Annotated in this window: 19 protein-coding genes; 14 read left to right on the top strand and 5 right to left on the bottom strand. The window is 71.4% G+C overall.

Annotated features, from left to right (window positions below):
- The first annotated feature begins 230 nt into the window (after positions 1–230).
- The 4 genes from AB0M95_RS05615 to AB0M95_RS05600 are packed head-to-tail and all read left to right on the top strand — an operon-like array spanning position 231 to position 4,579.
- Positions 231–3,230, top strand: a complete 3,000-nt coding sequence (locus tag AB0M95_RS05615; protein ID WP_363759940.1) for a nitrate- and nitrite sensing domain-containing protein — start codon at positions 231–233, stop codon at positions 3,228–3,230.
- A 5-nt stretch (positions 3,231–3,235) separates the two neighbouring features.
- Complete coding sequence (locus AB0M95_RS05610; protein ID WP_358516541.1) at positions 3,236–3,649, top strand: roadblock/LC7 domain-containing protein; 414 nt, start codon at positions 3,236–3,238, stop codon at positions 3,647–3,649.
- A complete protein-coding gene (locus AB0M95_RS05605; RefSeq protein WP_114028927.1) occupies positions 3,649–4,008 on the top strand; it encodes a DUF742 domain-containing protein in 360 nt (119 codons plus the stop codon). Before AB0M95_RS05610 ends, AB0M95_RS05605 begins: the two co-directional genes overlap by 1 nt.
- Positions 3,989–4,579, top strand: a complete 591-nt coding sequence (locus tag AB0M95_RS05600; protein WP_363759937.1) for an ATP/GTP-binding protein — start codon at positions 3,989–3,991, stop codon at positions 4,577–4,579. Before AB0M95_RS05605 ends, AB0M95_RS05600 begins: the two co-directional genes overlap by 20 nt.
- A gap of 75 nt (positions 4,580–4,654) precedes the next feature.
- Here AB0M95_RS05600 and AB0M95_RS05595 read toward each other — a convergent pair whose 3' ends face one another.
- Both AB0M95_RS05595 and AB0M95_RS05590 read right to left on the bottom strand, forming a co-directional pair.
- Positions 4,655–5,608, bottom strand: a complete 954-nt coding sequence (locus tag AB0M95_RS05595) for an SIS domain-containing protein (RefSeq protein ID WP_363759934.1) — start codon at positions 5,606–5,608, stop codon at positions 4,655–4,657.
- Positions 5,605–6,678 (bottom strand): hypothetical protein, encoded by a 1,074-nt coding sequence (locus tag AB0M95_RS05590; protein WP_363759931.1) that lies wholly within the window; start codon positions 6,676–6,678, stop codon positions 5,605–5,607. The genes AB0M95_RS05595 and AB0M95_RS05590 overlap by 4 nt, the downstream gene beginning before the upstream one ends.
- Before the next feature lie 209 nt (positions 6,679–6,887).
- Between AB0M95_RS05590 and AB0M95_RS05585 the strand changes: the two genes are divergently transcribed.
- The 4 genes from AB0M95_RS05585 to AB0M95_RS05570 are packed head-to-tail and all read left to right on the top strand — an operon-like array spanning position 6,888 to position 10,841.
- Entirely contained in the window at positions 6,888–8,030 is a 1,143-nt protein-coding gene (locus tag AB0M95_RS05585; RefSeq protein ID WP_363759928.1) for a spermidine/putrescine ABC transporter substrate-binding protein, read from the top strand.
- A 33-nt stretch (positions 8,031–8,063) separates the two neighbouring features.
- Positions 8,064–9,014 carry an ABC transporter permease gene (locus tag AB0M95_RS05580; protein ID WP_363759925.1) on the top strand — a complete coding sequence of 317 codons (951 nt, stop codon included), beginning with the start codon at positions 8,064–8,066 and terminating at the stop codon, positions 9,012–9,014.
- A complete protein-coding gene (locus tag AB0M95_RS05575) occupies positions 9,007–9,780 on the top strand; it encodes an ABC transporter permease (RefSeq protein WP_358515567.1) in 774 nt (257 codons plus the stop codon). Before AB0M95_RS05580 ends, AB0M95_RS05575 begins: the two co-directional genes overlap by 8 nt.
- The gene (locus AB0M95_RS05570; RefSeq protein ID WP_358515564.1) at positions 9,777–10,841 is read left to right on the top strand and encodes an ABC transporter ATP-binding protein; all 1,065 of its coding nucleotides are present in this window, start codon (positions 9,777–9,779) and stop codon (positions 10,839–10,841) included. The genes AB0M95_RS05575 and AB0M95_RS05570 overlap by 4 nt, the downstream gene beginning before the upstream one ends.
- Before the next feature lie 47 nt (positions 10,842–10,888).
- Here the strand turns inward: AB0M95_RS05570 and AB0M95_RS05565 are convergent, their stop codons facing one another.
- Positions 10,889–11,503, bottom strand: coding sequence for a TetR family transcriptional regulator (locus tag AB0M95_RS05565; protein WP_358515561.1), 615 nt, complete (start codon positions 11,501–11,503; stop codon positions 10,889–10,891).
- A gap of 134 nt (positions 11,504–11,637) precedes the next feature.
- Here AB0M95_RS05565 and AB0M95_RS05560 point away from each other — a divergent pair, with 134 nt between their 5' ends.
- The 6 genes from AB0M95_RS05560 (at position 11,638) to AB0M95_RS05535 (ending at position 19,331) form a co-directional block, all read left to right on the top strand.
- Positions 11,638–12,945, top strand: coding sequence for a glycosyltransferase (locus AB0M95_RS05560; RefSeq protein WP_363759921.1), 1,308 nt, complete (start codon positions 11,638–11,640; stop codon positions 12,943–12,945).
- A gap of 91 nt (positions 12,946–13,036) precedes the next feature.
- Positions 13,037–14,458, top strand: a complete 1,422-nt coding sequence (locus tag AB0M95_RS05555; RefSeq protein ID WP_363759918.1) for an aminobutyraldehyde dehydrogenase — start codon at positions 13,037–13,039, stop codon at positions 14,456–14,458.
- Between the two features lie 326 nt (positions 14,459–14,784).
- A complete protein-coding gene (locus tag AB0M95_RS05550; protein ID WP_363759915.1) occupies positions 14,785–17,850 on the top strand; it encodes a nitrate- and nitrite sensing domain-containing protein in 3,066 nt (1,021 codons plus the stop codon).
- Positions 17,851–17,855: 5 nt separating this feature from the next.
- The gene (locus tag AB0M95_RS05545; RefSeq protein WP_214413570.1) at positions 17,856–18,269 is read left to right on the top strand and encodes a roadblock/LC7 domain-containing protein; all 414 of its coding nucleotides are present in this window, start codon (positions 17,856–17,858) and stop codon (positions 18,267–18,269) included.
- 23 nt (positions 18,270–18,292) lie between these two features.
- Positions 18,293–18,754 carry a DUF742 domain-containing protein gene (locus tag AB0M95_RS05540; protein ID WP_363759912.1) on the top strand — a complete coding sequence of 154 codons (462 nt, stop codon included), beginning with the start codon at positions 18,293–18,295 and terminating at the stop codon, positions 18,752–18,754.
- A complete protein-coding gene (locus AB0M95_RS05535; protein ID WP_114028915.1) occupies positions 18,735–19,331 on the top strand; it encodes an ATP/GTP-binding protein in 597 nt (198 codons plus the stop codon). Before AB0M95_RS05540 ends, AB0M95_RS05535 begins: the two co-directional genes overlap by 20 nt.
- 50 nt (positions 19,332–19,381) lie before the next feature.
- Here AB0M95_RS05535 and AB0M95_RS05530 read toward each other — a convergent pair whose 3' ends face one another.
- Positions 19,382–20,389, bottom strand: coding sequence for a methyltransferase (locus tag AB0M95_RS05530; RefSeq protein ID WP_363759909.1), 1,008 nt, complete (start codon positions 20,387–20,389; stop codon positions 19,382–19,384).
- A 46-nt stretch (positions 20,390–20,435) separates the two neighbouring features.
- Positions 20,436–21,230: an ABC transporter ATP-binding protein gene (locus AB0M95_RS05525; protein ID WP_363759906.1), complete on the bottom strand. Its 795-nt coding sequence runs from the start codon at positions 21,228–21,230 to the stop codon at positions 20,436–20,438.
- Between the last annotated feature and the right edge of the window lie 16 nt (positions 21,231–21,246).

Genomic DNA, 21,246 nt, shown 5'->3' with positions numbered 1-21,246 from the left:
GGTTCTGGCCACGGCATTGGTGACCTTGTGGTCGAATTGTCCCCGCTTACGCAATTATCAGCCATGCCGTCATCCATGCATGGAAGATCGTGGGGGGTGGCGCGGTGAGCACGACGAGAACCGGGATCAAGTCCACACTCCAGCCCGGAACGGCGGGTGACCCTCGCCTCAAGCGCCACAAGCGCTCGGGCGGACAGGGAGGTTCCGGAGGCCACCACGGCCGGAGTGGCGTGTCCAGGCTGTCGCTGCGGAACTGGCGCGTGCCCGCCCGCCTGACGGCTCTCATCCTCGTGCCCACGGTCGTCGGCGTCCTGCTGGCGACCCTGCGTGTCGTGACGTCCATCGACAGCGTCGCCGCGTACCAGCGGATCGCCGCCGAGGCCGAGATCGCTTCGCGTCTGCGCGACCTCGCCATGGAAATGGGATTGGAACGCGATAGGGCCACCTGGGTGCAGGTGAACCGTCAGCAGAAGGCCGCGCTGGAAGAGCAGCGCCGCGCCGTCGACGTCGCGATCACCCGGGTCCGGCAGGACCTCACGCAGGTCGACGCCGGCTACGGCGTGCGCGCCGTCGAGGCGACCAGGCAGGTGGAGAACCGCCTGGACAGCCTGCCCGTGGTCCGCGCCGGCGGCCAGCCCGCCAAGTACACCGACGTGATCGCCTCGATCCTGCGCCTGCACGACGAGGTCACCCAGACCGCCGAGGACCCCGAGCTGGTCGGCGACGCGCGCGGCCTCAGCGCCCTCGCGCACGCCAAGGAGGAGGCGTCCCAGCAGCGCGGCGCCCTCATCGGCACCCTGCTGCGCGGCGAGCGCTTCACCCCCGACACCCTCGAGGACTTCATCGCCGCCCGGTCGCGCCAGAAGAGCGCGATGAACACCTTCACCGGCGAGGCCGGCGCGGACAACGGCCGCTACCTCGCGCAGGTCGTGCGCGGCACCCAGGTCATCCGGGCCGAGCTCACCAAGTCGTGGGCCATCGCCCTGGCCAGCCGCAACCTGCCCATCCAGGACGGCAACGGGCGCGCGCTGGCCGTCAAGCAGTGGTTCGACGACAGCACCAAGAACATCGACCTGCTCAGGCAGGTCGAGTCGCGGGTCGCCGAGTCGCTCACCGCCCGCGCGTCGGTGCTGGAGTCGGGCGAACGGCGCAACGCGATCATCGCCGTGGTGCTCATCCTCGCGCTGGTCCTGCTCGTCCTCGCCACCACCGTGCTGATCGCCCGCTCGCTGGTCAGGCCGCTGCGCAAGCTGCGCTCCGAGGCACTGGAGATCGCCGGTTTCCGCCTGCCCGCCGTGGTGCGCCGCATGCGCGAGTCCGGCGACGCTACCGAGACGCCCGACATCCAGCCGATCCTCATCGGCACGCACGACGAGATCGGTGAGGTCGCCACCGCGTTCGACGAGGTCCACCGCCAGGCCCTGCGGCTCGCGGCCGAGGAGTCGCAGCTGCGCGGCAACGTCAACGCGATGTTCGTCAACCTCTCCCGGCGCATCCAGACGCTGGTCGAGCGGCAGATCTCCCTCATCGACGGCCTTGAGCGCGGCGAGCAGGACGGCGGCCGGCTGGCGGACCTGTTCAAGCTCGACCACCTCGCCACGCGCATGCGCCGCAACAGTGAGAACCTGCTGGTCCTCGCCGGGCACGAGGCCGCCCGTAAGCGCAGCCGGCCCGCCAAGCTGGTGGACGTCGTGCGCGCCTCGCTGTCGGAGGTCGAGGACTACGAGCGGGTGAACGTCAAGGTCCACCGCGGCGCGGCCGTCTCCGGGCACGCGGCCAACGACGTCGTGCACCTGGTCGCCGAACTGGTCGAGAACGCTCTGGCGTTCTCCCCGGGCAACACGCGCGTCGTCGTGTCGAGCAGCTTGATCGAGGGCGGCGGCGCCCTGCTGGCGGTCAGCGACTCCGGCATCGGCATGATGCCGGACGAGATCGCCGACACCAACCGCAGGCTGGCCGACCCGCCCGTGGTCGACGTGTCGGTGTCGCGCCGCATGGGCCTGTTCGTGGTCGGCCGGCTGGCGCTGCGCCACGGAATCCGGGTGCAGCTGCGCAGGGGCGACGCGGCCGGGCTGATCGCCATGGTGCTCTTCCCGCCGCAGCTCATCTCGATGGTCGCCGGGCGCTCGCCGGTGACGCCCCAGGGCGGCGACGCCCAGGAGACCGGCCCGTTCGCCGGGGCCCCGGGCTACAACGACGGCGCCTCCGCGCCGGCGGCGAACGGCGCAGGATCGTCGTCGGCGTTCAACGGCGCCGGATCGCCCGTGGCGTTCAAGGGCACCCCGGCGCAGGGAGCGTTCGGCCCGGGGACGGGCGGCGCGCCGGGCGGCCGTTTCGGCCGGTTCGGCGACCCCGCGCCCACGGGCCCCCTGCCGGTCCGCCCCGGCCCCGCGGGCCCGGGCACAGGTCCAGGCACAGGTTCGGGCACAGGTCCGGGCGCGGCCCCGACCGGCCCCGCGGGCGGACCGCTGGAACCGCTCGGTCCGGGGACCGCCCCCGTACGGCCGCGCGGGGTGTTCGAGGCGCCGCCCCCGCCGGCCGGGCCTCCCTTCGGGCCCGTGGGGCCCTCGACGGACCCGTCCATGTCCGCGCTTCGCGATCTTCCCGAGCCGTCCACCGGGCCGGTCAGGGGCGCGCCGGATCCGTCGCGCCCGGCCGGACGATGGGCGGGCACCGAGCCAGGGGACGCGGGCGGCAGGGCGCCCGGCGTCCCGGAGTCGCCGCTGGAACGAGGGGACGAATACTTGCCGATCTTCGCGTCGGTCGAGTCGGCGTGGTTCCGGCGGCCCGACACCCAGGAGATCGCCGCCTCCCGGGCGCAGGAAGCGGAGGGATCCGCGTCGTCGCAGCCGGCGGACGGGCCCCGGACGCCCGAGCCCGCGCCGCGGCAGGCCGCGGGCGGCGGGACATGGGGTTCGGAGGCCGACGCCGGCTGGCAGGCCGCCGACGCGGTGAACGACCCCGCCCTCGGCGGGATCACCTCGTCCGGGCTGCCGAAGCGGAAGCCGAAGGCCAATCTCGTGCCGGGCTCGGTGGGAGGGACGCCGTCGCCGCAGCCCCAGGGCAAGGCGGCGCCGGTCCCGCCGCGCCCGGACGTCTCCGCCGATGTCGTCCGCGCCCGGATGTCCCGTTTCCAGCAGGGCATCCAGCGCGGCCGGGCGGACATACGCGACCGCGAGACCGATCGGCCCGGCGCCGATCGTGGCCGTAGTGAGAAGGAGGGTTCGTGATTGAGCTGAGTCACGAGGCACGCAGGTTCGACTGGCTGATCACGGAGTTCGTCAGCGGGACACCGGGCGTGGCTCACGCGGTCGTGGTCTCGGCCGACGGGCTCAAGCTGGCCAACTCGGCGGGCTTCCCGCCGGACCGGGCCGACCAGCTCGCCGCGGTCGCGGCGGGCCTGCTGAGCCTCACCGTGGGCGCGTCCCGCGTCTTCGACGGCGGTGGCGTGACCCAGACGGTGGTCGAGATGCAGCACGGCATCCTGCTGGTCATGGCCATCAGCGACGGCTCCTGCCTCGCGGTGCTGGCGTCCCCCGAGTGCGACATGGGGCTGGTGGCGTACCAGATGACGTTGCTCGTCGAGCGCGCGGGCCAGGTGCTCACCCCGGCCCTGCGCGCCGAGCTTCAGACGTCCAGGATCCGGTGATGCTCGGGGGTGACGGGGCCGAGGACGAGCCTCTCTTCCGTCCGTACGCCGTCACCGGGGGCCGAGCCGAGCCGAGCTACCACCTCGCCATGGAGACTCTGGTCTCCTCGGCCCCGATAATGAGTGATGATTTGTCCCTGCTCACGCCAGAGCAGGAGGCGATCATCATGATGTGCCACTCCGTCCGTTCGGTCGCGGAGATCTCCGCACTGCTGCGGGTCCCGCTCGGCGTGGCCCGGGTGCTGATCGCCGACATGGCCGACGAAGGTCTGGTTCGCCTGCATCTGCCGCGGCTTAACCAGGGACAACCAGACCACAACCTGCTCGAAAGGGTTCTCAGTGGACTTCGCAGGCTCTAGCCGCGGCGGGGCGCTCACGTCGACGAAGATCGTCGTCGCGGGCGGCTTCGGCGTCGGCAAGACCACCTTCGTCGGGGCGGTGTCGGAGATCCTCCCGCTGACCACCGAGGCGGTCATGACCGACGCCAGCGCCGGCATCGACGACCTGGGTCTGACGCCGAACAAGACGACGACCACGGTCGCGATGGACTTCGGCCGGCTCTCGCTGGACCAGGATCTGATCCTGTACCTGTTCGGCACGCCCGGTCAGCACCGGTTCTGGTTCATGTGGGACGACCTGGTGCGGGGCGCGATCGGCGCGGTCGTGCTGGTGGACACGCGGCGGCTGGCGGACTGCTTCCCGGCGATCGACTACTTCGAGGAGGCCCAGCTCCCGTTCGTCGTCGGCATCAACGGCTGGGAGGGGCACTACCCGCACGCCGAGCAGGAGGTCCGCGAGGCGCTCACGCTCGCCCCGCACATCCCCATCGTGCGCACCGACGCCCGGTCCCGGGAAGCGGTGAAGTCCACCCTCATCACGCTGGTGGAGTACGTGCTCACCCTCAGGTCGGTGTACGGCCGCACGAGCTGAGGCCGCACGTCAGGCCGCGCGAACCGGGAAGGGGGTCCGGTACGGCGAGCGCCGTACCGGACCACGCGCGCGGGCTCAGCCCGCCGCCCACCACGACGCCGAGACCAGCTCGGCCACCAGCGTTTCGGTGAGCAGCGCCACGTCGGGGTCGTCGTCGCCCGCGTACCTGACGGCGTGCGCGCCCTCGGGAGCCGGGCCGACGGCCAGTACCGTCGAGCCGCGCCGCCGCACCCAGTCCATCGCCTGCTCGTCGTAGGGCGAGCCGGGGAACAGGATGGCCCGGTAGTCGAGGGTCTTGGTGAGGTACACGTCGACGTGCGCCCAGTCGCCGGTCTCGCACGCGTCCGCGGGCCGGCGCGGCCCCTCGCGCACCATCAGCGCCGCCTGCTCGGCGGACGAGAGCCGTTCGGCCGGGGCGATCGTGTAGACGCCGTGCGGCCCGTCGAGCAGGGCGAGCGCGTCGGCGAGCCAGGTCCCCCTGCGGTCCAGCAGGTCGGCCGTGGCGTCCGCGGCCCGTCGCAGCAGCCCGGGGACGTCAGCCTTGACGCCGGTGAGCCGGGCCTCCAGGGCGAGCAGCAGCGCCAGCGTGTGCTGGAAGGTGCGGCATGACACCCCGCCGCGCTCCTCGCCGGCGCGCATCTCCACGACCGTGCCCACGCCCTCGGTAACCGGGGAGCCGGGCGTGTTGGTGAGCACGAGCGTGGGTGATTTGTCGTGGTATCGCGACAATGCGTCGAGGGTCTCCCGGCTGCCGCCCGTGGCGGAGATCGCCACCACCAGCGTGTCCTCCGCCGGCGGGTACCCCAGCCGGGCGGAGGCGTACTCCGCGACGGCGTCGACCCCGGCGGCGCGCAGCCGCAGCGCCGCGACGCCCGCCGCGTACCGGGAGCTGCCCATGCCGAGGAACGCCACCCTGCGGATGCCCGCGGGCAGGCCCTCGAACGGGTCGAGGCCCTCCAGCGCCTCTGCCAGCCCCTCCAGCGACGCGGGCTTGGCCTCCAGGTCGGCGAGATACAGCTCGGGGTTCACTGGTCCTCCTCGGCGGGGATCCGGGCGCGCAGCACGCCCATGGGGGCGTAGCGCCAGCGGGGAAGGTGGCGGGCGGCGTAGATCAGCTCGCGGCACTCCTGCTCGATCTCGAACGGGTCGAGCAGTTCCTCCGCGAGCAGCCAGGACATGTCGTGCGTGGTCAGCCGGTCGCGGTAGGCCGACAGGAGCAGCGCGCGCGCCTCGCGGGCCCAGGCCAGCATGCGCGGGAGGCCGGCCCGCCGGTGCTTGACGGTCACCTGGGCGACGTGGTCCAGGCTCGTGCGCAGTTGCGCCAGGTCGCGGGCGGCGGGCTGGTACGGGTCGGCGCCGGTGACCGTCGGGTTGCCGTCGAAGTCGATGACGGCGTACCCGTCGCGCCAGCGCAGGGTCTGGCCGACGTGCAGGTCTCCGTGGATGCGGATCAGCGGGGTGCCGCCCGCCCGGCCGAGCGCCGAGACCCCGTCGCGCAGGACGTTCGCCCGCGCGGCGAGCCAGGCGCCGTCGGGGCCATCTGTCAGCTCCAGGGCCTCGTCCAGGGCCGCGCGGGCGCGGTCGTCCCACAGTGGTCCCGGGGCGGCCTGCCGGACGGGGGAGGGGACGGCCGCGGAGGGGGTGGCCATGGCGGCGTGCAGGTCGGCGGCGAGCCGTCCGAGGTCGGCGGCGAAGGCGGTGCGCCCGGCCTCGGCCTCGTCCACGCACCACTCCCAGCCGTCCCGGGCCTCCGGCAGGTAGGCGGTCATGAGGGCGACCAGCGTCTCGGGCCCGTCCGCCGGGCACGCGACCAGGGCCGCGTACGGCTGGGCGGTCTCGGTGAAGCCGACGGCGGCCAGGTGGGCGTAGACCTCGGGGGCGGGCTGGGGGAGCGGCAGGGGCGGGGTGAGCCACTTGACGACGACCCGCTCGTCCACGATGACCGAGCGGTTGGTCTGGTCCACGTCGAGACCCCGCTCGGGGGCCGTGATATTGATGTGCGGCAACGGATGGAAGTTCTGGACGACGTGCCCCTCCGGGGGGCGCCCGCCGCGGGCGAGCGCCGCGACGAGCCGCGCGGTCGCGCCGTCCCCCGCCATGGGCGGCCATCGCACGTACGCGAGACCGTCGGCGTCTGTTGAACTCGGATTCAACTCGGCAACCAAACTACGAGCTAACAATGTCCGGAAAAGTCTTGCTCATGTTGATATGTACTGCAACACTCCTGGTTTGGTCTGCCGTGCGAAGGTCAGGCACTGCGGTCTTCCCCCGTACCACGGAACGTCCAGAACCCTAAGGAGTAGCGGCCGTGTCCCGAATCCGGTACAGCCGTCGTCTTCCGGCCGCGGCACTCGCCGCCGGTCTTGCACTCGCACTCGCGGCATGTGGTGGTAGCAGCAAGACGAGCGCGGACGGAGCGGCCCCCAGCGCGGCGGCCGACCAGCTCGACCCCAACGCGGATCTCACCAAGCAGTCCCTGAACATCACGATCTGGGACGGCTACAGCCCGAAGGACCTCCCCCAGCGGGTCAAGCAGAACCCCAAGCTCGGCTTCGACGTCAAGGTCGCCATCCACGACACCAACGAGATGGCCATGGCCAAGCTCACGGCGGGCGGCGACAGCGGCATCGACGTCGCCTTCGTCTCTGGCCAGTACGCCCAGGCGCTCAACGAGCAGGGACTGCTGGAGCCGCTCCACCCCGAGCTGATCCCGAACCTCGCCAACCTGTACCCCGAGGCGGCGCAGCTCTCGTTCGACAAGGGCAACAAGTTCGCGGTCCCCTACACCTGGGGCACCACCGGCATCTGCTACCGCACGGACATGGTGAAGACGCCGCCGACGAGCTGGAACGACATCCTCGACCCGCCCGCCGACCTGCGCGGCAAGATCACCATGATGACCACCGAGCGGTGGCTGGCCCTGCCGGCGCTCAAGCAGCTCGGCTACTCCATCAACACCACCGACGACCAGCAGCTCGCCCAGGCCAAGGACCTGCTCCTGAAGGCCAAGAAGACGCTGCTCGCCTACGACGACACGACGTTCGGCGACAAGCTGGACAAGGGCGAGGCCGCGATGGTGGAGGCGTGGGACGGCTGGTGCCCGACCACCAACCCGAAGATCAAGTTCGTGGTGCCGAAGGAGGGCAGCGACCTCTGGTCGGACACCATGGTCATCATGAAGACGTCCAAGAACAAGGAGGCCGCGCACGCCTTCATCAACTTCATCCTGGACCCGTCGGTGCACAGCTGGGTGGCCGAGAACATCCTGTACAAGGTGCCCAACAAGGCCGCCATGGACCTCGTCTTCAAGAACGACGCCGACCTGGTCGCCAAGAACACCCCGCTCCAGATGAACCCCGCCGAGCTGCTGCAGGGCGAGTCGATCGTCGACCTCGGCGAGGCCTCGACGAAGTACACCCGCCTGGCCCAAGAGATCGCGGCCAACCAGTAGTGACGGCCAGACGTTACTGAGACGGCTGCTGCCTTGACTGCCAAGCACGACCTCGCACCACCCGGCGCGGTGACCGGCCCCACGGCCGGTGGGCCGCCGCGCCGGTCCTCGCGCCGGTCACGGGCCCTCGGGACGGCGGGCGCGCGCCTGGCCTTCCTCGGACCAGGGCTCGGATACCTCATCGTCCTGCTGCTGGTGCCGCTGGCCCTCGTCCTCAGCTACACCGTCTTCCGCAGGGGGCGGTTCGGCGGGGTGATCTACGAGGCGACGGGCGAGAACTTCACCCGCCTGTTCGACCCGCTGTACCTTCACGTCCTCCTCGAGTCCATCAAGATCGCCGCGGTGACCACCTTGGTCGCGCTGCTCCTCGGCTATCCGACCGCGTACGCCATCGCCCGGCTGCCCCGCAAATGGAAGACGGTCGCGCTGGTCGCCGTCGTCCTTCCGTTCTGGACCAACTTCCTCATCCGCGTCTACGCCTGGGTGATCATGCTGAGCGGGCCGGGCCTGGTGAACGAGACGCTCACCGGCATCGGGATCATCGACAAGCCGCTGGAGCTGCTCTACAACCAGGGCACGATCGTCACCGGCCTTCTGTACTCCTACCTGCCGCTGATGATCCTCCCACTGTTCGCCGCCATCGAGCGGCTGGACCCGCAGCTCGCCGAGGCGTCGGCCAACCTCGGCGCCCGGCCCGCCCGCACCTTCCTGTCGGTCACGCTGCCCCTCACCATGCCGGGCGTCCTGACCGGCTGCATCTTCGTCTTCGTCCCCTCGCTCGGCAACTTCGTGATCCCGGAGATCCTCGGCGGCGGGCGGTCCATCATGGTGGGCAACCTCATCAGGGACCAGTTCCTCAAGGCCCGCGACTATCCTTTCGGGTCCACACTCGCGCTCGCGATGATCGCCGTGCTCATCGTCCTGCTGTTCCTGCAGGCCTGGGTGTCGCGCGTCTACGGGGGGACGGAGGGCCGCCGTGGGTAGGAACCGGCTGATCTACGTGCCGTTCTGGGTGACTTACGTCTTCCTGTACACGCCCATCGTCGTGCTGGTCGTGATGTCGTTCAACTCCGGCAAGTCGCCGTACGTCTTCGAGGGCGCGAGCCTGAAGTGGTACGCCACCCTCGCCGGGGACGAGACGGTCCGCGAGGGGCTGATCAACACCCTCATCGTGGCCGTCGGCACGACCGTGCTTTCCACGATCCTCGGCACGCTGCTCGCCGTGGGCATGGCCCGCTACACGCGGTCGCGGCTGCTGGACGCGCTCGGCCTGCTGCCCGCCGTGCTTCCCGACATCGTGCTCGGCATCGGCCTGCTGGTGTTCTACAACCTGGTGCAGGCGACGCTCGGCCTGTGGTCGATCGTCCTGGCCCACACGGTGTTCGGCATGGCGTTCGTCGCGGCGGTCGTGCGCACCCGGCTCAGCCACGCCGACACCTCGCTGGAGGAGGCCTCCCGCGACCTCGGTGCGACGCCGCTCGCCACCTTCGCGCGCATCACGCTCCCGGCGCTGGCCCCCGGCATCGGGGCGGGCGCGCTGCTGGCGTTCACGCTGTCCCTGGACGAGTTCGTGATCGCGTTCTTCACCGCCGCGCCCACCCAGCCGACGCTGCCCATCGTGATCTACTCGATGGTCCGCTTCGGGGTCACCCCCGAGATCAACGCGCTGGCGACGATCCTGCTCGCGGTCAGCTTCACCGTGATCATCGTCGCGCAGCGGATGACCCGACTGACGGAGTCCCTGAGATGAGTGCTGTTCCCGAGGCGCCCGCCGTCCCCCGGACGCTGGTGGGCATCGAGGGCGTGTCCCGCCGGTTCGGCGACGTCGTCGCGCTGGACGACGTCACCCTGGACATCCGCCAGGGCGAGTTCTTCGCCCTGCTCGGCCCGAGCGGGTGCGGCAAGACCACGCTCCTGCGCATCCTCGCCGGCTTCGAGACGCCCGACTCCGGCGCGGTCACCCTGGACGGCGCCGACCTGCTCGGGCGCCCGGCCCACCGCCGCCCGGTCAACCTGATGTTCCAGTCCTACGCGCTGTTCCCCCACATGAGCGTGGCCAAGAACGTCGCGTACGGGCTGGAGCGCGAGGGCGTGCCCCGGGCGGAGGTCTCCGCGCGCGTGGCCGAGGTGCTCGCGACGGTCGGCCTCACCGACCAGGCCGGACGCCGTCCCCACCAGCTCTCCGGCGGCCAGCGGCAGCGGGTGGCGCTGGCCAGGGCCATCGTCAAGCGGCCCCGGCTGCTGCTGCTGGACGAGCCGCTGTCCGCACTGGACAAGAAGGTCCGCGCCGAGATGCAGCTCGAACTCAAGCGGCTGCAGCACGAGGTGGGCATCACGTTCGTCGTGGTCACGCACGACCAGGAGGAGGCGATGTCGCTCGCCGACCGCATCGCCGTGCTCCAGGCGGGACGCGTGGAGCAGGTGGACGCGCCGGTGCGCCTGTACGAGCGGCCGGCCACGCCGTTCGTCGCCGGGTTCATCGGGGCCAACAACCTGTTCGAGGGCGTCGCAGACGGTGAGGGCCTGACGGCGTCCGGCCTCGGCACCCTGCCCGCGCAGGGCGGCCTGACCGCCGGGACGCCCGCGCTGCTCGGCGTCCGCCCCGAGTCGGTACGGCTCGGCCCGGAGGGCGTGCTGTCCGGCGTCGTCGCCGACGTCAGCTTCTACGGCGGCGTCTCCCACATCGCCGTCCGCGTGCCCGGCCACGAACGGCCGGTGCTGGTCGCGACGCAGGGGCCGACGCGCGTGACGGCCGGCGCCGAGGTCGGGCTGGGCTGGTCCGCCGCGGACGCCGTGCTGATCGCGCGGTGAACGCCGCCGTCCCGGCCCGGGCGCAGGCCGAGGTGTCCGTTGAGGTGTCAGTTGAGCGGGACCCGCAGCGTGTTGCCGGTGACCGTCCTCGCGTAGCTGAGGATGAGCTCGGCCGCCTCGTCGGGGCCGATCACGGGGTGGCGCGCGGTGATGCGGTAGCCGTACGCGTCCTCCAGCGCCACCAGGTTGCGCGCGATGACCACGGAGTCCCCCGTCAGCGTGAAGACGCCGAGGGCCGCGCCCGTGTCGAGGATGGACTGGTACATCGCGACCTGCCGGTCGTACAGCGTGGTCAGCAGCACGGCGTACACCCGGTTGCGCGCCGCCGCGCCGCCGAGTTCGTTCAGCAGCCGCACGCCCGGGTCGTCCGGGCCGACCGGCAGCCCGGACCGGATGGTGACCACGAGCTTCTGCGCGGGGTCGCTGAGGCCGGAGACGCGCTTGACGCGCAGCTCGTAGAACCGCTCCATGCCGGCGTGGTGCGCCTCGACCAGCAGCTCGCTCAGGTCGGGGTAGTGGTAGAGCACCGCGCCCGACGTGAGCCCGGCCTCCTCGGCAACGTGGTTGAGGTGCACGCCCTGGGTGCCGTAGCGGAGGATCGCCCGGCGAGCGGCCTCGATGAGGTCCACCCGCCGGTCCGCCCGGCTCTTGCGCGAGCTCATGCCAGCCTCCCCTGTGCCCCGTTGTTGAAGATGGAGTGTAAAACCACTCTTCCCCTCCAGGCCATACGAAACTGGAGTTTGACCTACCCCGCCCGCACGTATTTGAATCGTCCTTCAAATCCGATGGAGTACTGATGGCCACCATACTTTTCATGCCGGAGAGCGCCTACGGGCCGACGAACAACTGCATCGGCATCGGCGACATCCTTCGTCGCCGGGGCCACCGCGTGGTGTTCGCGGCCGAGGCGTCGTGGAAGGGCAAGCTCGTCGCGATGGGCTTCGAGGAGGACCTGGTCGACCTGGCCCCGCCCGCCGAGGAGGAGCAGGACCCGGGCCAGTTCTGGAAGGACTTCATCCGCGACACCGCCCCCGAGTACCGCAAGTCGACGCTCGTTCAGCTGGAGACGGTCACCAAGCCGATCTGGGACGCGCTCATCGACGGCGCCAAGTACTGCGAGCCGCAGCTCAGGGCGATCATCGAGCGGGTGAACCCGGACGTCATCGTCGAGGACAACGTCATCACCTTCCCGGCGCTGCTCACCGCCGGCAAGCCGTTCGTGCGCATCGTCTCCTGCAACCCGCTGGAGGTGAAGGGCGAGAACGTCGCGCCCGTCTTCAGCGGCCTGCCCGCGGACGACCGGAGCGAGTGGGACGCCTTCCACGCCGAGTACGACCGCACCCACCGCGAGATCTGGACCGCGTTCAACGAGTGGGTCGTCGAGCAGGGCGCCCGGCCGCTGCCCGAACTGGAGTTCATCCACGAGGGCGACCGCAACCTGTACGTGTACCCCGAGATCGCCGACTACACCGACGCCCGGCCGCTCGGCCCCACGTGGTACCGCCTGGACTCCTCGGTGCGCGAGACCGACCAGAGCTTCGAGGTGCCCGAGTCGCTTGCGGCCCTGTCGGCGCCGGCGAGCGAGGGCTCCCTGGTCTACTTCTCGCTCGGCTCGCTCGGCTCGGCCGACGTCGAGCTGATGCAGCGCGTCATCGATGTGCTGGCCACCACGCCGCACCGCTACATCGTCTCCATGGGCCCGCTGCACGAGGAGATCAAGCTGGCGGACAACATGTGGGGCGCCGAGGTCGTCCCGCAGACCAAGGTGCTGCCCCTGGTGGACCTGGTCATCACGCATGGCGGCAACAACACCACCACCGAGGCGCTGCACTTCGGCAAGCCGATGATCCTGCTGCCGCTGTTCTGGGACCAGTACGACAACGCCCAGCGCATCCACGAGCTCGGCCTCGGCGTCCGCCTGTCGACCTACACCTTCACCGACGAGGAACTGATCTCCGCCCTGGACCGGCTGCTCGGGGACACCGCCCTGCGGGCGCGCCTGGCCGAGGCGGGCGAGGAGATCCGCGGCCGCGACGGCCTGCGCCGGGCCGCCGACCTGATCGAGGAGACCGCGACCGGCGCCACCAGCGGCACGGCCGTCTGAGCCCCACCCCCGCCGGTCCCGCCACCGCGGCGGGACCGGGCCACACCAACAGGGCCGTACCAACCGGGCCGCGCCAACAAGAAAGAGCACCATGAGCAAGACCCCCGTGAACCCGGCCACCGGAGAACCGCTGGCCCCGGTGCAGGACACCCCGCCCGCCGAGGTCGCGCGGGCCGTACGCGAGGCCAGGGACGCCTACCGGGACTGGGCGAACGCGACGCCGGGGGAGCGGGCGCGCGTGCTGCTGCGCCTGGCCGACCTGGTCGAGTCCGACGCCGAGGAGCTGACCCGGCTGGAGGTCGCCGAGACCGGCAAGCCCGCGACGGTGTTCCGCGACGGCGAGCTGCCCTTCGCCGCGGACAACCTGCGGTTCTTCGCGGGCGCGGCCCGCTCGCTGGAGGGCAGCGGCGCGGGCGTGCTGAGCGCGGGGTACACCTCGGTGCTCATCCGCCGCCCGCTCGGCGTCGTGGCGTCCATCGCGCCGTGGAACTTCCCGCTGGTGATGGCGATCTGGAAGGTCGGCCCCGCGCTGGCCGCGGGCAACGCCGTCGTGATCAAGCCCGCCCCGCAGACGCCCGGCACCACGCTGCGGCTGGCGGAGCTGGCGGTGAAGGCGGGCCTTCCCGAGGGCGTGCTGCGCGTGGTCACCGGCGACGCCGAGGTCGGGCAGGCGCTGGTCGCGGACCCGGGCGTCGACATGGTCAGCGTGACCGGCTCGACCGCCACCGGCAGGGCCGTCATGCGCGGCGCCGCCGGCGAGGCGGGCACCGGGCTCAAGCGCGTCCACCTGGAGCTGGGCGGCAAGGCGCCCGCGCTGGTGTTCGGGGACGCCGACCTGCCGGAGATGGCCAGGGGTGTCGCGATGGGCGCGACGTACAACACCGGGCAGGACTGCACGGCGGCGACCCGCGTGTACGTCGAGCGCGCGGTGTACGACCAGGCGGTCGAGGCGCTGCGGGAGACGCTCGCGGGCGTCGCGTTCGGCGACCCGTGGGACACGGCGACCGACATCGGGCCGCTCATCTCCGCGGGCCATCGCGAGCGGGTGCACGGCTTCGTGCGGCGCGCGGCGGACGCGGGGGCGCGGGTGCTGTGCGGCGGGACGGTTCCCGGGGGGCCGGGCTTCTACTATCCGCCCACGCTCGTCGCGGGGGCGGCGCAGGACAGTGAAATCGTGCGGGGCGAGGTTTTCGGCCCTGTGCTGGTCGTGATCCCCTTCTCGGGCGAGGACGAAGCGGTGCGCCTCGCCAACGACACCCCGTATGGGCTGGCGTCGTCGGTCTGGTCGCGGGACGTCGCGCGGGCGCTGCGGGTCTCGCATCGCCTCGACGTGGGCGTGACCTGGGTCAATGATCACCTGCCGATCGCGTCGGAGGCCCCACACGGAGGGGTCAAGGGTAGCGGATTCGGCAAGGACATGAGCCAGGAAGCGGTACAAGAGTACTCGGTCACCCGCCACCTGATGATCAAACACGCGTCCTCCGAGCCCCGTGAAGGATTTCGCCCCGCATAGTTACGGAAGCGAAAAGGGGGATTTATCCCCTGGACGCCTTGTTTGGTGATGTTTGTCCATGAATGTGCTGTTGGCCGATCTGGTAAGGGTGTGCTCCAATTACCCTCGCCTGATGGATGTCTCGGACGTCTCATGCGCCTCGCGCGTGACGTACCCCCCTGAACGCCAGGCTCGGTGAGAGGTTGCGAAAACCAGTGAGGACAAAAGACCCCCGGGGTAACCCAGGTCGAAAGGGCCGTGTGGAGCGGTCGGGGCCATCCATGGCGCGTACGCCGAAGACCGGCAGCCGGCTCCGGCTCCAGAACTGGCGTGTCCGATCACGTCTCGTGGCCCTCATCATCATCCCGACGATCGTCGGCGTCCTCCTCGGTGCCGCGCAGCTCGTCGACGCCGCCGCGACCTCCTCGGACTACGGTCGCCTCACCGACGTCGCCATACTGGTCCAGAAGATCGACGTCCTGGTCCACGAGATCGACAAGGAACGCGACCTGACGGCCTGGTACATCGCCGAAGGCCGGCGGGCGGCGCGGTTCAAGAAGGTCCACGCCCAGCAGGAGATCGTCGACAAGGTCCGCCAGCCGGTCCTCGCCGCGGTCTCCAGCCTCGACCAGTCGCACACCGCGCGTGTCCGGGCCGAGGCCGTGCAGATCCGCCGCTGGCTGGAGGGCCTGCCCGGTCTCAGGGCCCGAATCGTCGAGGACACCAGTGTCCCCCCCCGAGCCGCGCTCGGGATGTACGGCCGGGTCGTCGGCGTCCTCAGCTCCATGCAGAGCGAGCTCGGCACCTCCGGCGCCGACCAGCGCCTGTTCGGTGACAGCATCGCCCTCGGCGCGCTCAGCCGCGCCAAGGAAGAGGTCTCGCGCCAGCGCGGCATCATGACCGTCGGCCTCGCCACCCGCGGGACCACGGGCGGCGGGTTCGACTACGACGACTTCGTCAACTTCCCCGGCTCCTGGAGCGCTCAGGAGCGCGAGACCGCGGCCTTCCTCGCCGAGGCCACGCCCGCCGACGTCAAGTTCTACAACGAGACCGTGCGCGGCCAGCAGGTCGACAAGGCCGACTGGATGCGCGCCCTGGCGCTGGCCCAGCTCCGCCAGTACAAGGAGATCCAGGACCTCGACCAGACCCGCCGCGACGACACCACGCTGTGGTACACCTCCTTCTCGGCCGTCGCCGACCGCATGCGCAAGGTCGAGGAGCGCCTCGTGGGCTCGGTCGTGCAGCAGAGCCAGACGCTGCAGGAGGACGCGCAGCGCCAGGTCCTGATCTCCAGCGCCGTCATCGTCGTGCTGTTGCTGCTCGTCCTCATCATCACCGTCGCGGTGGCGAGCTCCCTGACCCGCCCGCTGCGCCGCCTGCGCGCCGAGGCGCTGGAGATCGCCGGCGTCCGGCTCCCCGAGACCGTCCAGCGGCTGCGCGAGAGCACCGACAGCTCCCCGACCGCGGAGGTCGTGCCCATCGGCGTCACCTCGCGCGACGAGATGGGAGAAGTCGCCCGGGCCTTCGACGAGGTCCACCGCGAGGCGATCCGCCTGGCGGGCGACGAGGCCCGCCTGCGCAGCAACGTCAACGCGATGTTCGTCAACCTCTCCCGGCGCAGCCAGACGCTGGTCGAGCGCCAGCTCACCCTGATCGACGGCCTGGAGCAGGGCGAGCAGGACGAGGGCCGTCTCGCGAACCTGTTCAAGCTCGACCACCTGGCCACCCGCATGCGGCGCAACAGTGAGAACCTGCTGGTCCTCGCGGGCCAGGAGACCGCGCGCCGGTGGAGCCAGCCGGTCCCGATCGTCGACATCGTCCGCGCGTCGCTGTCGGAGGTCGAGAACTACGAGCGGGTCGACCTGCGGGTGCCGTCCGGGACGGCCATCGTCGGCCAGGCCGTCAACGACGTCGTCCACCTGGTCGCCGAGCTGGTCGAGAACGCCATCTCCTTCTCGCCGCGCGAGACCAAGGTCATCGTGTCGAGCAACCGCATCGACGGCGGCGGCATGATGATCTCGGTCAGCGACAGCGGTATCGGCATGACCTCCGACGAGCTCGCCGACTGCAACTGGCGGCTGGCCAACCCGCCGGTCGTGGACGTGTCGGTGTCGCGCCGCATGGGCCTGTTCGTGGTCGGCCGCCTCGCGCTGCGCCACAGTATCCGGGTGCAGCTCCGCCTGCAGGACGCCGGCGGCCTGACCGCGATGGTGCTGCTGCCCGAGTCGCTGCTGTCCGCGCCGGGCGCGCCCCAGTACGCGGGCATGCCGGCCGCCGACGTCGCCGCGCCGGTCACCGGCCAGTTCGGCGGGCCGGGCGGCGGCTCGCCGTTCGCCACCCCAGGCGCCTTCGAGAGCTCCGGCTCGCGCGGGATGCGCGCCCCGGTGTTCGGAGCCGACGACCCGGGCATCTCCGCGGGCCCCGGCCCGGTCAACCGCGGTCCCTTCCAGCCCGGCCCGTTCGAGCGCGACCCCTTCGAGCGCACGCAGAGCCCCGGACGCGACCCGTTCGCCACCCCGGCCGGTCAGGGCGGCGCGCCCGGCGCGTTCGACAACCCCTTCGAGCGCCCGCGCGGCGAGAAGGACGCGACCGGCGACCAGGACCCGTTCGACCGCTACTTCAACCCCAACCCGCCGCTCGACACGCCGTGGCCCTCGGAGGTCCCGCCGCCCGGCGGCGCCAAGCCCGAGTCCGCCTGGCCCGACCCGGCCGACCAGGACACCGCGTCGTGGCCCGCCGTCTCCGGCGGGCACACGGGCCCGGCAACCGGCGGGCGCTCCGGCCCCGGCACGGGCCCCGTCGCCGGCGGCCTCAGCGGCCCCGCGACCGGTCCGCTCGAAAGGTCGGCCCGCACGTTCGGCGCCGTACCGGACATGGACCACACCGGCCCGCTGCCCGCCGTCCACACCTCGCCGCTGGACGAGGTGCAGGAGGAGTTCCTCCCGATCTTCGCCGCCGTCGAGTCGGACTGGTTCCGCCGCAGCGACGTCGTCGAGCAGGACACCAGCACGTTCGAGGCGGTTCCGCGGGAGGAGGGCCCGGCCCCCGCCGCGCCGGAGGCCGCGTACGAGGAGCCCGCCGCCCCGATGCGGCCGGCCGAGGCCAGGTCCTGGTCCTCCCCGGGTGACGCGGGCTGGCAGGCGGCGCAGGCGGCCAGCGACCCCTCGCTCGGAGGCATCACCTCCTCCGGGCTGCCCAAGCGGGTGCCGAAGGCCAACCTCGTCCCCGGCTCGGCCGACCCCGGGCCGTCCGTCTTCGCCTCGCCGCAGCCCACGCTCTCGCCCGACCGGGTGCGCAGCCGGCTGTCGAGCTTCCAGCAGGGCGTGCGCAGGGGAAGGGCCGCCGCCCGCGGCGAGCTCAACGACGACCTTTCCGCCAATGGAAACGGTGAACGCAACAAGGAGGACTCGTGAGGGAGCTGAGCCAGGCGGCCCGTGGCGTCAACTGGCTGATCACCGACTTCGTGAACAACGTCCCTGGCGTCGCTCACACGGTCGTGGTGTCGGCCGACGGACTGCCCCTGGCCTTCTCAGAGGGCTTCCCGAAGGACAGGGCCGACCAGCTCGCGGCGGTGGCCGCGGGTCTGATCAGCCTGACGCAGGGCGCCTCCCGGGTTTTCGAGGGCGGGGCGGTCACGCAGACCGTCGTGGAGATGCAGCGGGGGCTTTTGCTGATCATGTCGGTCAGCGACGGCTCCTGTCTCGCCGTGCTCGCCGCCGCCGACTGTGACATGGGCCTGGTGGCCTATCAGATGACGTTGTTGGTCGAGCGTGCCGGTCAGGTGCTTACCCCGGCTGTGCGTGCCGAACTCCAGGCGTCTCAACCCAGGTGAGAGGCCGATGACAGGAGGACGCCATGGCACGTCGTGGCTGGACGGATGACGGCGACCCGCTGAGCGGCGGTTCGTCGTACGCGCAGATCGAGGACCCACGCCGGTTCCCCGGCGCGGCCGCGCCCTTTCCCGCGCCGGAACCGGTGGAGCAGAGCTCGCTGGTCCGGCCCTACGCCATGACCGGGGGGCGCACCGCGCCGAGGACCTCCCTGGCCATGGAGGCTCTCGTCTCCTCCGCCACGTCGGCGCACCAGGATCTGTCGGTGCTCACCCCGGAGAAGCAGGCGATCAGCACGCTGTGCCGTCAGGTGCGGTCGGTCGCCGAAATCGCCGCGATTCTGCGGATGCCTCTCGGCGTGGCCCGGATCGTGATCGCCGACATGGCGGCCGAGGGCCTCGTCCAGGTGCACCACCCGCAGCTCGAAACGGGCAAGCCGGATCTCAACCTGCTCGAAAGGGTTCTCAGTGGACTTCGCAGGCTCTAGCCGCGGCGGGGCGCTCACGTCGACGAAGATCGTCGTCGCGGGCGGCTTCGGCGTCGGCAAGACCACGTTCGTGGGGGCGGTGTCGGAGATCGTCCCCCTCACGACCGAGGCGGTCATGACCGACGCCAGCGCCGGCATCGACGATCTCGGGCTGACCCCGAACAAGACCACCACGACCGTGGCGATGGACTTCGGACGTGTGTCCCTGGACCAGGATCTGATCCTGTACCTGTTCGGGACGCCGGGTCAGCACCGGTTCTGGTTCATGTGGGACGACCTGGTGCGGGGCGCGATCGGCGCGGTCGTGCTGGTGGACACGCGGCGGCTGGCGGACTGCTTCCCGGCGATCGACTACTTCGAGGAGGCCCAGCTCCCGTTCGTCGTCGGCATCAACGGCTGGGACGGCCGGTACGCCCACGCCGACGAGGAGGTCCGCGAGGCACTGACGCTGGCCCCGCACATCCCGCTCGTCCGGACCGACGCCCGCTCGCGAGACTCGGTGAAGAGCACGCTCATCGCGCTGGTCGAGCACGCGCTGACCATGCGGGTGGCGGTTCCCGGCTGGGGAGGCCGCTGACCTCCCTGCCGGGAACCGCCACCGGCGGCCGGTCCGGGTCTGGATCGGCTCTAGATGGGCCGGGCCTCGATCAGGCTGGCGTGGAACGGCAGCGGGATCACGTCCGTGACCGTCATGCCGGCCTTCTCGATCAGCACGGTGTGCTCGGAGCGGCTGCGCTCGCGGCCCTGGCCGAACAGCCCCATCATCCGGATGTCGAGGTCCTTGCCGTAGTGCGGGGTGTCGTCGTCCGGAACGACGATCTCCACCAGCAGCAGGCGCGCGTCGGCGGACATCGCGGCGCGCACCACCTTCAGGATCCGCAGCGCGTTGGCGTCGTCCCAGTTGTGGATGACGCTGCCCATCAGGTACGCGTCGGGGCCCTCCGGCGCGGCGGAGAAGAAGTCGCCGCTCACGAACTCGCACCGGTTGGTCAGGCCCCACTCGTCGAACGCCGCGCGGGCGTCCGGCAGGACGTGCGGCAGCTCGAACAGCAGGCCCCGCAGGTCAGGGTTGGCCCGGAGCACCTCCGCCAGGATGTGCCCGCGCCCGCCGCCGAGGTCGGCGAGCTTCCCGATCGAGGAGAAGTCGTACCGCTCGGCGACGCCCCGCGCCATGGGGAGCGCGCGGCCGGTCATGAAGTTGTTGAACACCGACGCCAGCTCGGGGTGCTCGGACAGGTAGTCGTACAGGACGCCGTACCGCTCGGTGAACGCCGACCGCCCCGTGCGCACCGTCTCGGTGAGCAGTTCGTTGGTGGCGGAGGAGAGCACCGGGTCCATGTTGGTCAGCACGGCGCTGCGCATGGACCCCTCGGCGTCCTCGGTGAGCAGCGCGCCGGCCTCGGTGAGGGCGTAGGTGTCGACGTCCACGGTCCTGACCACGCCCACCGCGCCGAGCGTCCGCAGGATCCGGCCGAGCGAGGGCGCGTGCGCCCCGCAGCGCCCGGCCAGCTCGGACACCGTCAGAGGCCCTTCGGCCAGGTGGCGGGCACAGTCGAGTTCGACCATGGTCTTCAGGGCCGACAGGCGCCAGCCACCGGCGATGATCTCGGTGATGGTGCTCGAAGGCTCGGTCATGTGCACTCCAGTCGTGAGATGCGGCCCCCGAAGGGTGCCGGGGGGATCATGCCTGCTGGGAGGCATGGAAGGTGGGGAGCTGCTCCTTGGCGCGCACCAGGCGGCCGACCTCGGCGCGCAGGTGCACGAACGCGGGCAGCTCCCGGGTGCCGATCTGGTCGCGGGGGAAGGGCAGGTCGACGGCCAGTTCTCCCGCGACCCGCGCCGGTGACTTCGTGAGGACGACGACGCGGTCCCCGACGTACACGCTTTCGTCGATGTCGTGCGTGATCAGCAGGATCGTCATCCGGTGCAGCTCTCGCACCTTCAGCACCAGATCCTCCAGGTCCTCACGGGTCTGGGCGTCCACCGAGCCGAAGGGCTCGTCCATGAGCAGCAATGTGGGCCGGTACGCCAGAGCCCGCGCGATCGCCACGCGCTGCTGCATGCCGCCCGACAGCTCCCACGGGTACTTCGCCGCCGCGTCCGGCAGCCCGACCTCCGCGAGCGCCTCGGCCGCGGCGGCGCGCCGGGCGGCACGGTCCAATCCCCGGCGGCGCAGCGGGAGCGCCACGTTCTCGCCGACCGTCATCCAGGGGAACAGCGAGCGGCTGTAGTCCTGGAAGACGACGGCCAGCTCGCCCGGCGCGCCGGTGACGTGGCCGTCCTGGATGCGGATGTGCCCGTGGGTGGGCTGGATGAGCCCCGCGATGGAGCGGAGCAGGGTGGACTTCCCGCAGCCGGAGGGCCCGACCACGCTCACCAGCTCGCCTTCGGCGACCTTCAGGTCGATGCCGCCGAGGGCGTGGTGGGCGGAGGGCCCCTGGCCGTAGGTGTGCCTCAGGTTGACGACGTCGAGCACGATGCTTCCCGCTTCC

It is taken from the genome of Sphaerisporangium sp. NPDC051017 (assembly GCF_040683095.1).
Classification (GTDB): Bacteria; Actinomycetota; Actinomycetes; order Streptosporangiales; family Streptosporangiaceae; genus Sphaerisporangium.
Note: the sequence above shows the minus strand (reverse complement) of the source record. Positions and strands in the feature narration are given on the sequence as shown.

What these genes read in the sequence shown, in the direction of transcription:
- AB0M95_RS05540 (WP_363759912.1), top strand. Translation starts at nt 18,293, where the DNA reads ATGGCACGTCGTGGCTGGACGGATGACGGCGACCCGCTGAGCGGCGGT.
- AB0M95_RS05565 (WP_358515561.1), bottom strand. Translation starts at nt 11,503, where the DNA reads ATGAGCTCGCGCAAGAGCCGGGCGGACCGGCGGGTGGACCTCATCGAG.
- AB0M95_RS05530 (WP_363759909.1), bottom strand. Translation starts at nt 20,389, where the DNA reads ATGACCGAGCCTTCGAGCACCATCACCGAGATCATCGCCGGTGGCTGG.
- AB0M95_RS05605 (WP_114028927.1), top strand. Translation starts at nt 3,649, where the DNA reads ATGCTCGGGGGTGACGGGGCCGAGGACGAGCCTCTCTTCCGTCCGTAC.
- AB0M95_RS05570 (WP_358515564.1), top strand. Translation starts at nt 9,777, where the DNA reads ATGAGTGCTGTTCCCGAGGCGCCCGCCGTCCCCCGGACGCTGGTGGGC.
- AB0M95_RS05555 (WP_363759918.1), top strand. Translation starts at nt 13,037, where the DNA reads ATGAGCAAGACCCCCGTGAACCCGGCCACCGGAGAACCGCTGGCCCCG.
- AB0M95_RS05560 (WP_363759921.1), top strand. Translation starts at nt 11,638, where the DNA reads ATGGCCACCATACTTTTCATGCCGGAGAGCGCCTACGGGCCGACGAAC.
- AB0M95_RS05590 (WP_363759931.1), bottom strand. Translation starts at nt 6,678, where the DNA reads ATGGCGGGGGACGGCGCGACCGCGCGGCTCGTCGCGGCGCTCGCCCGC.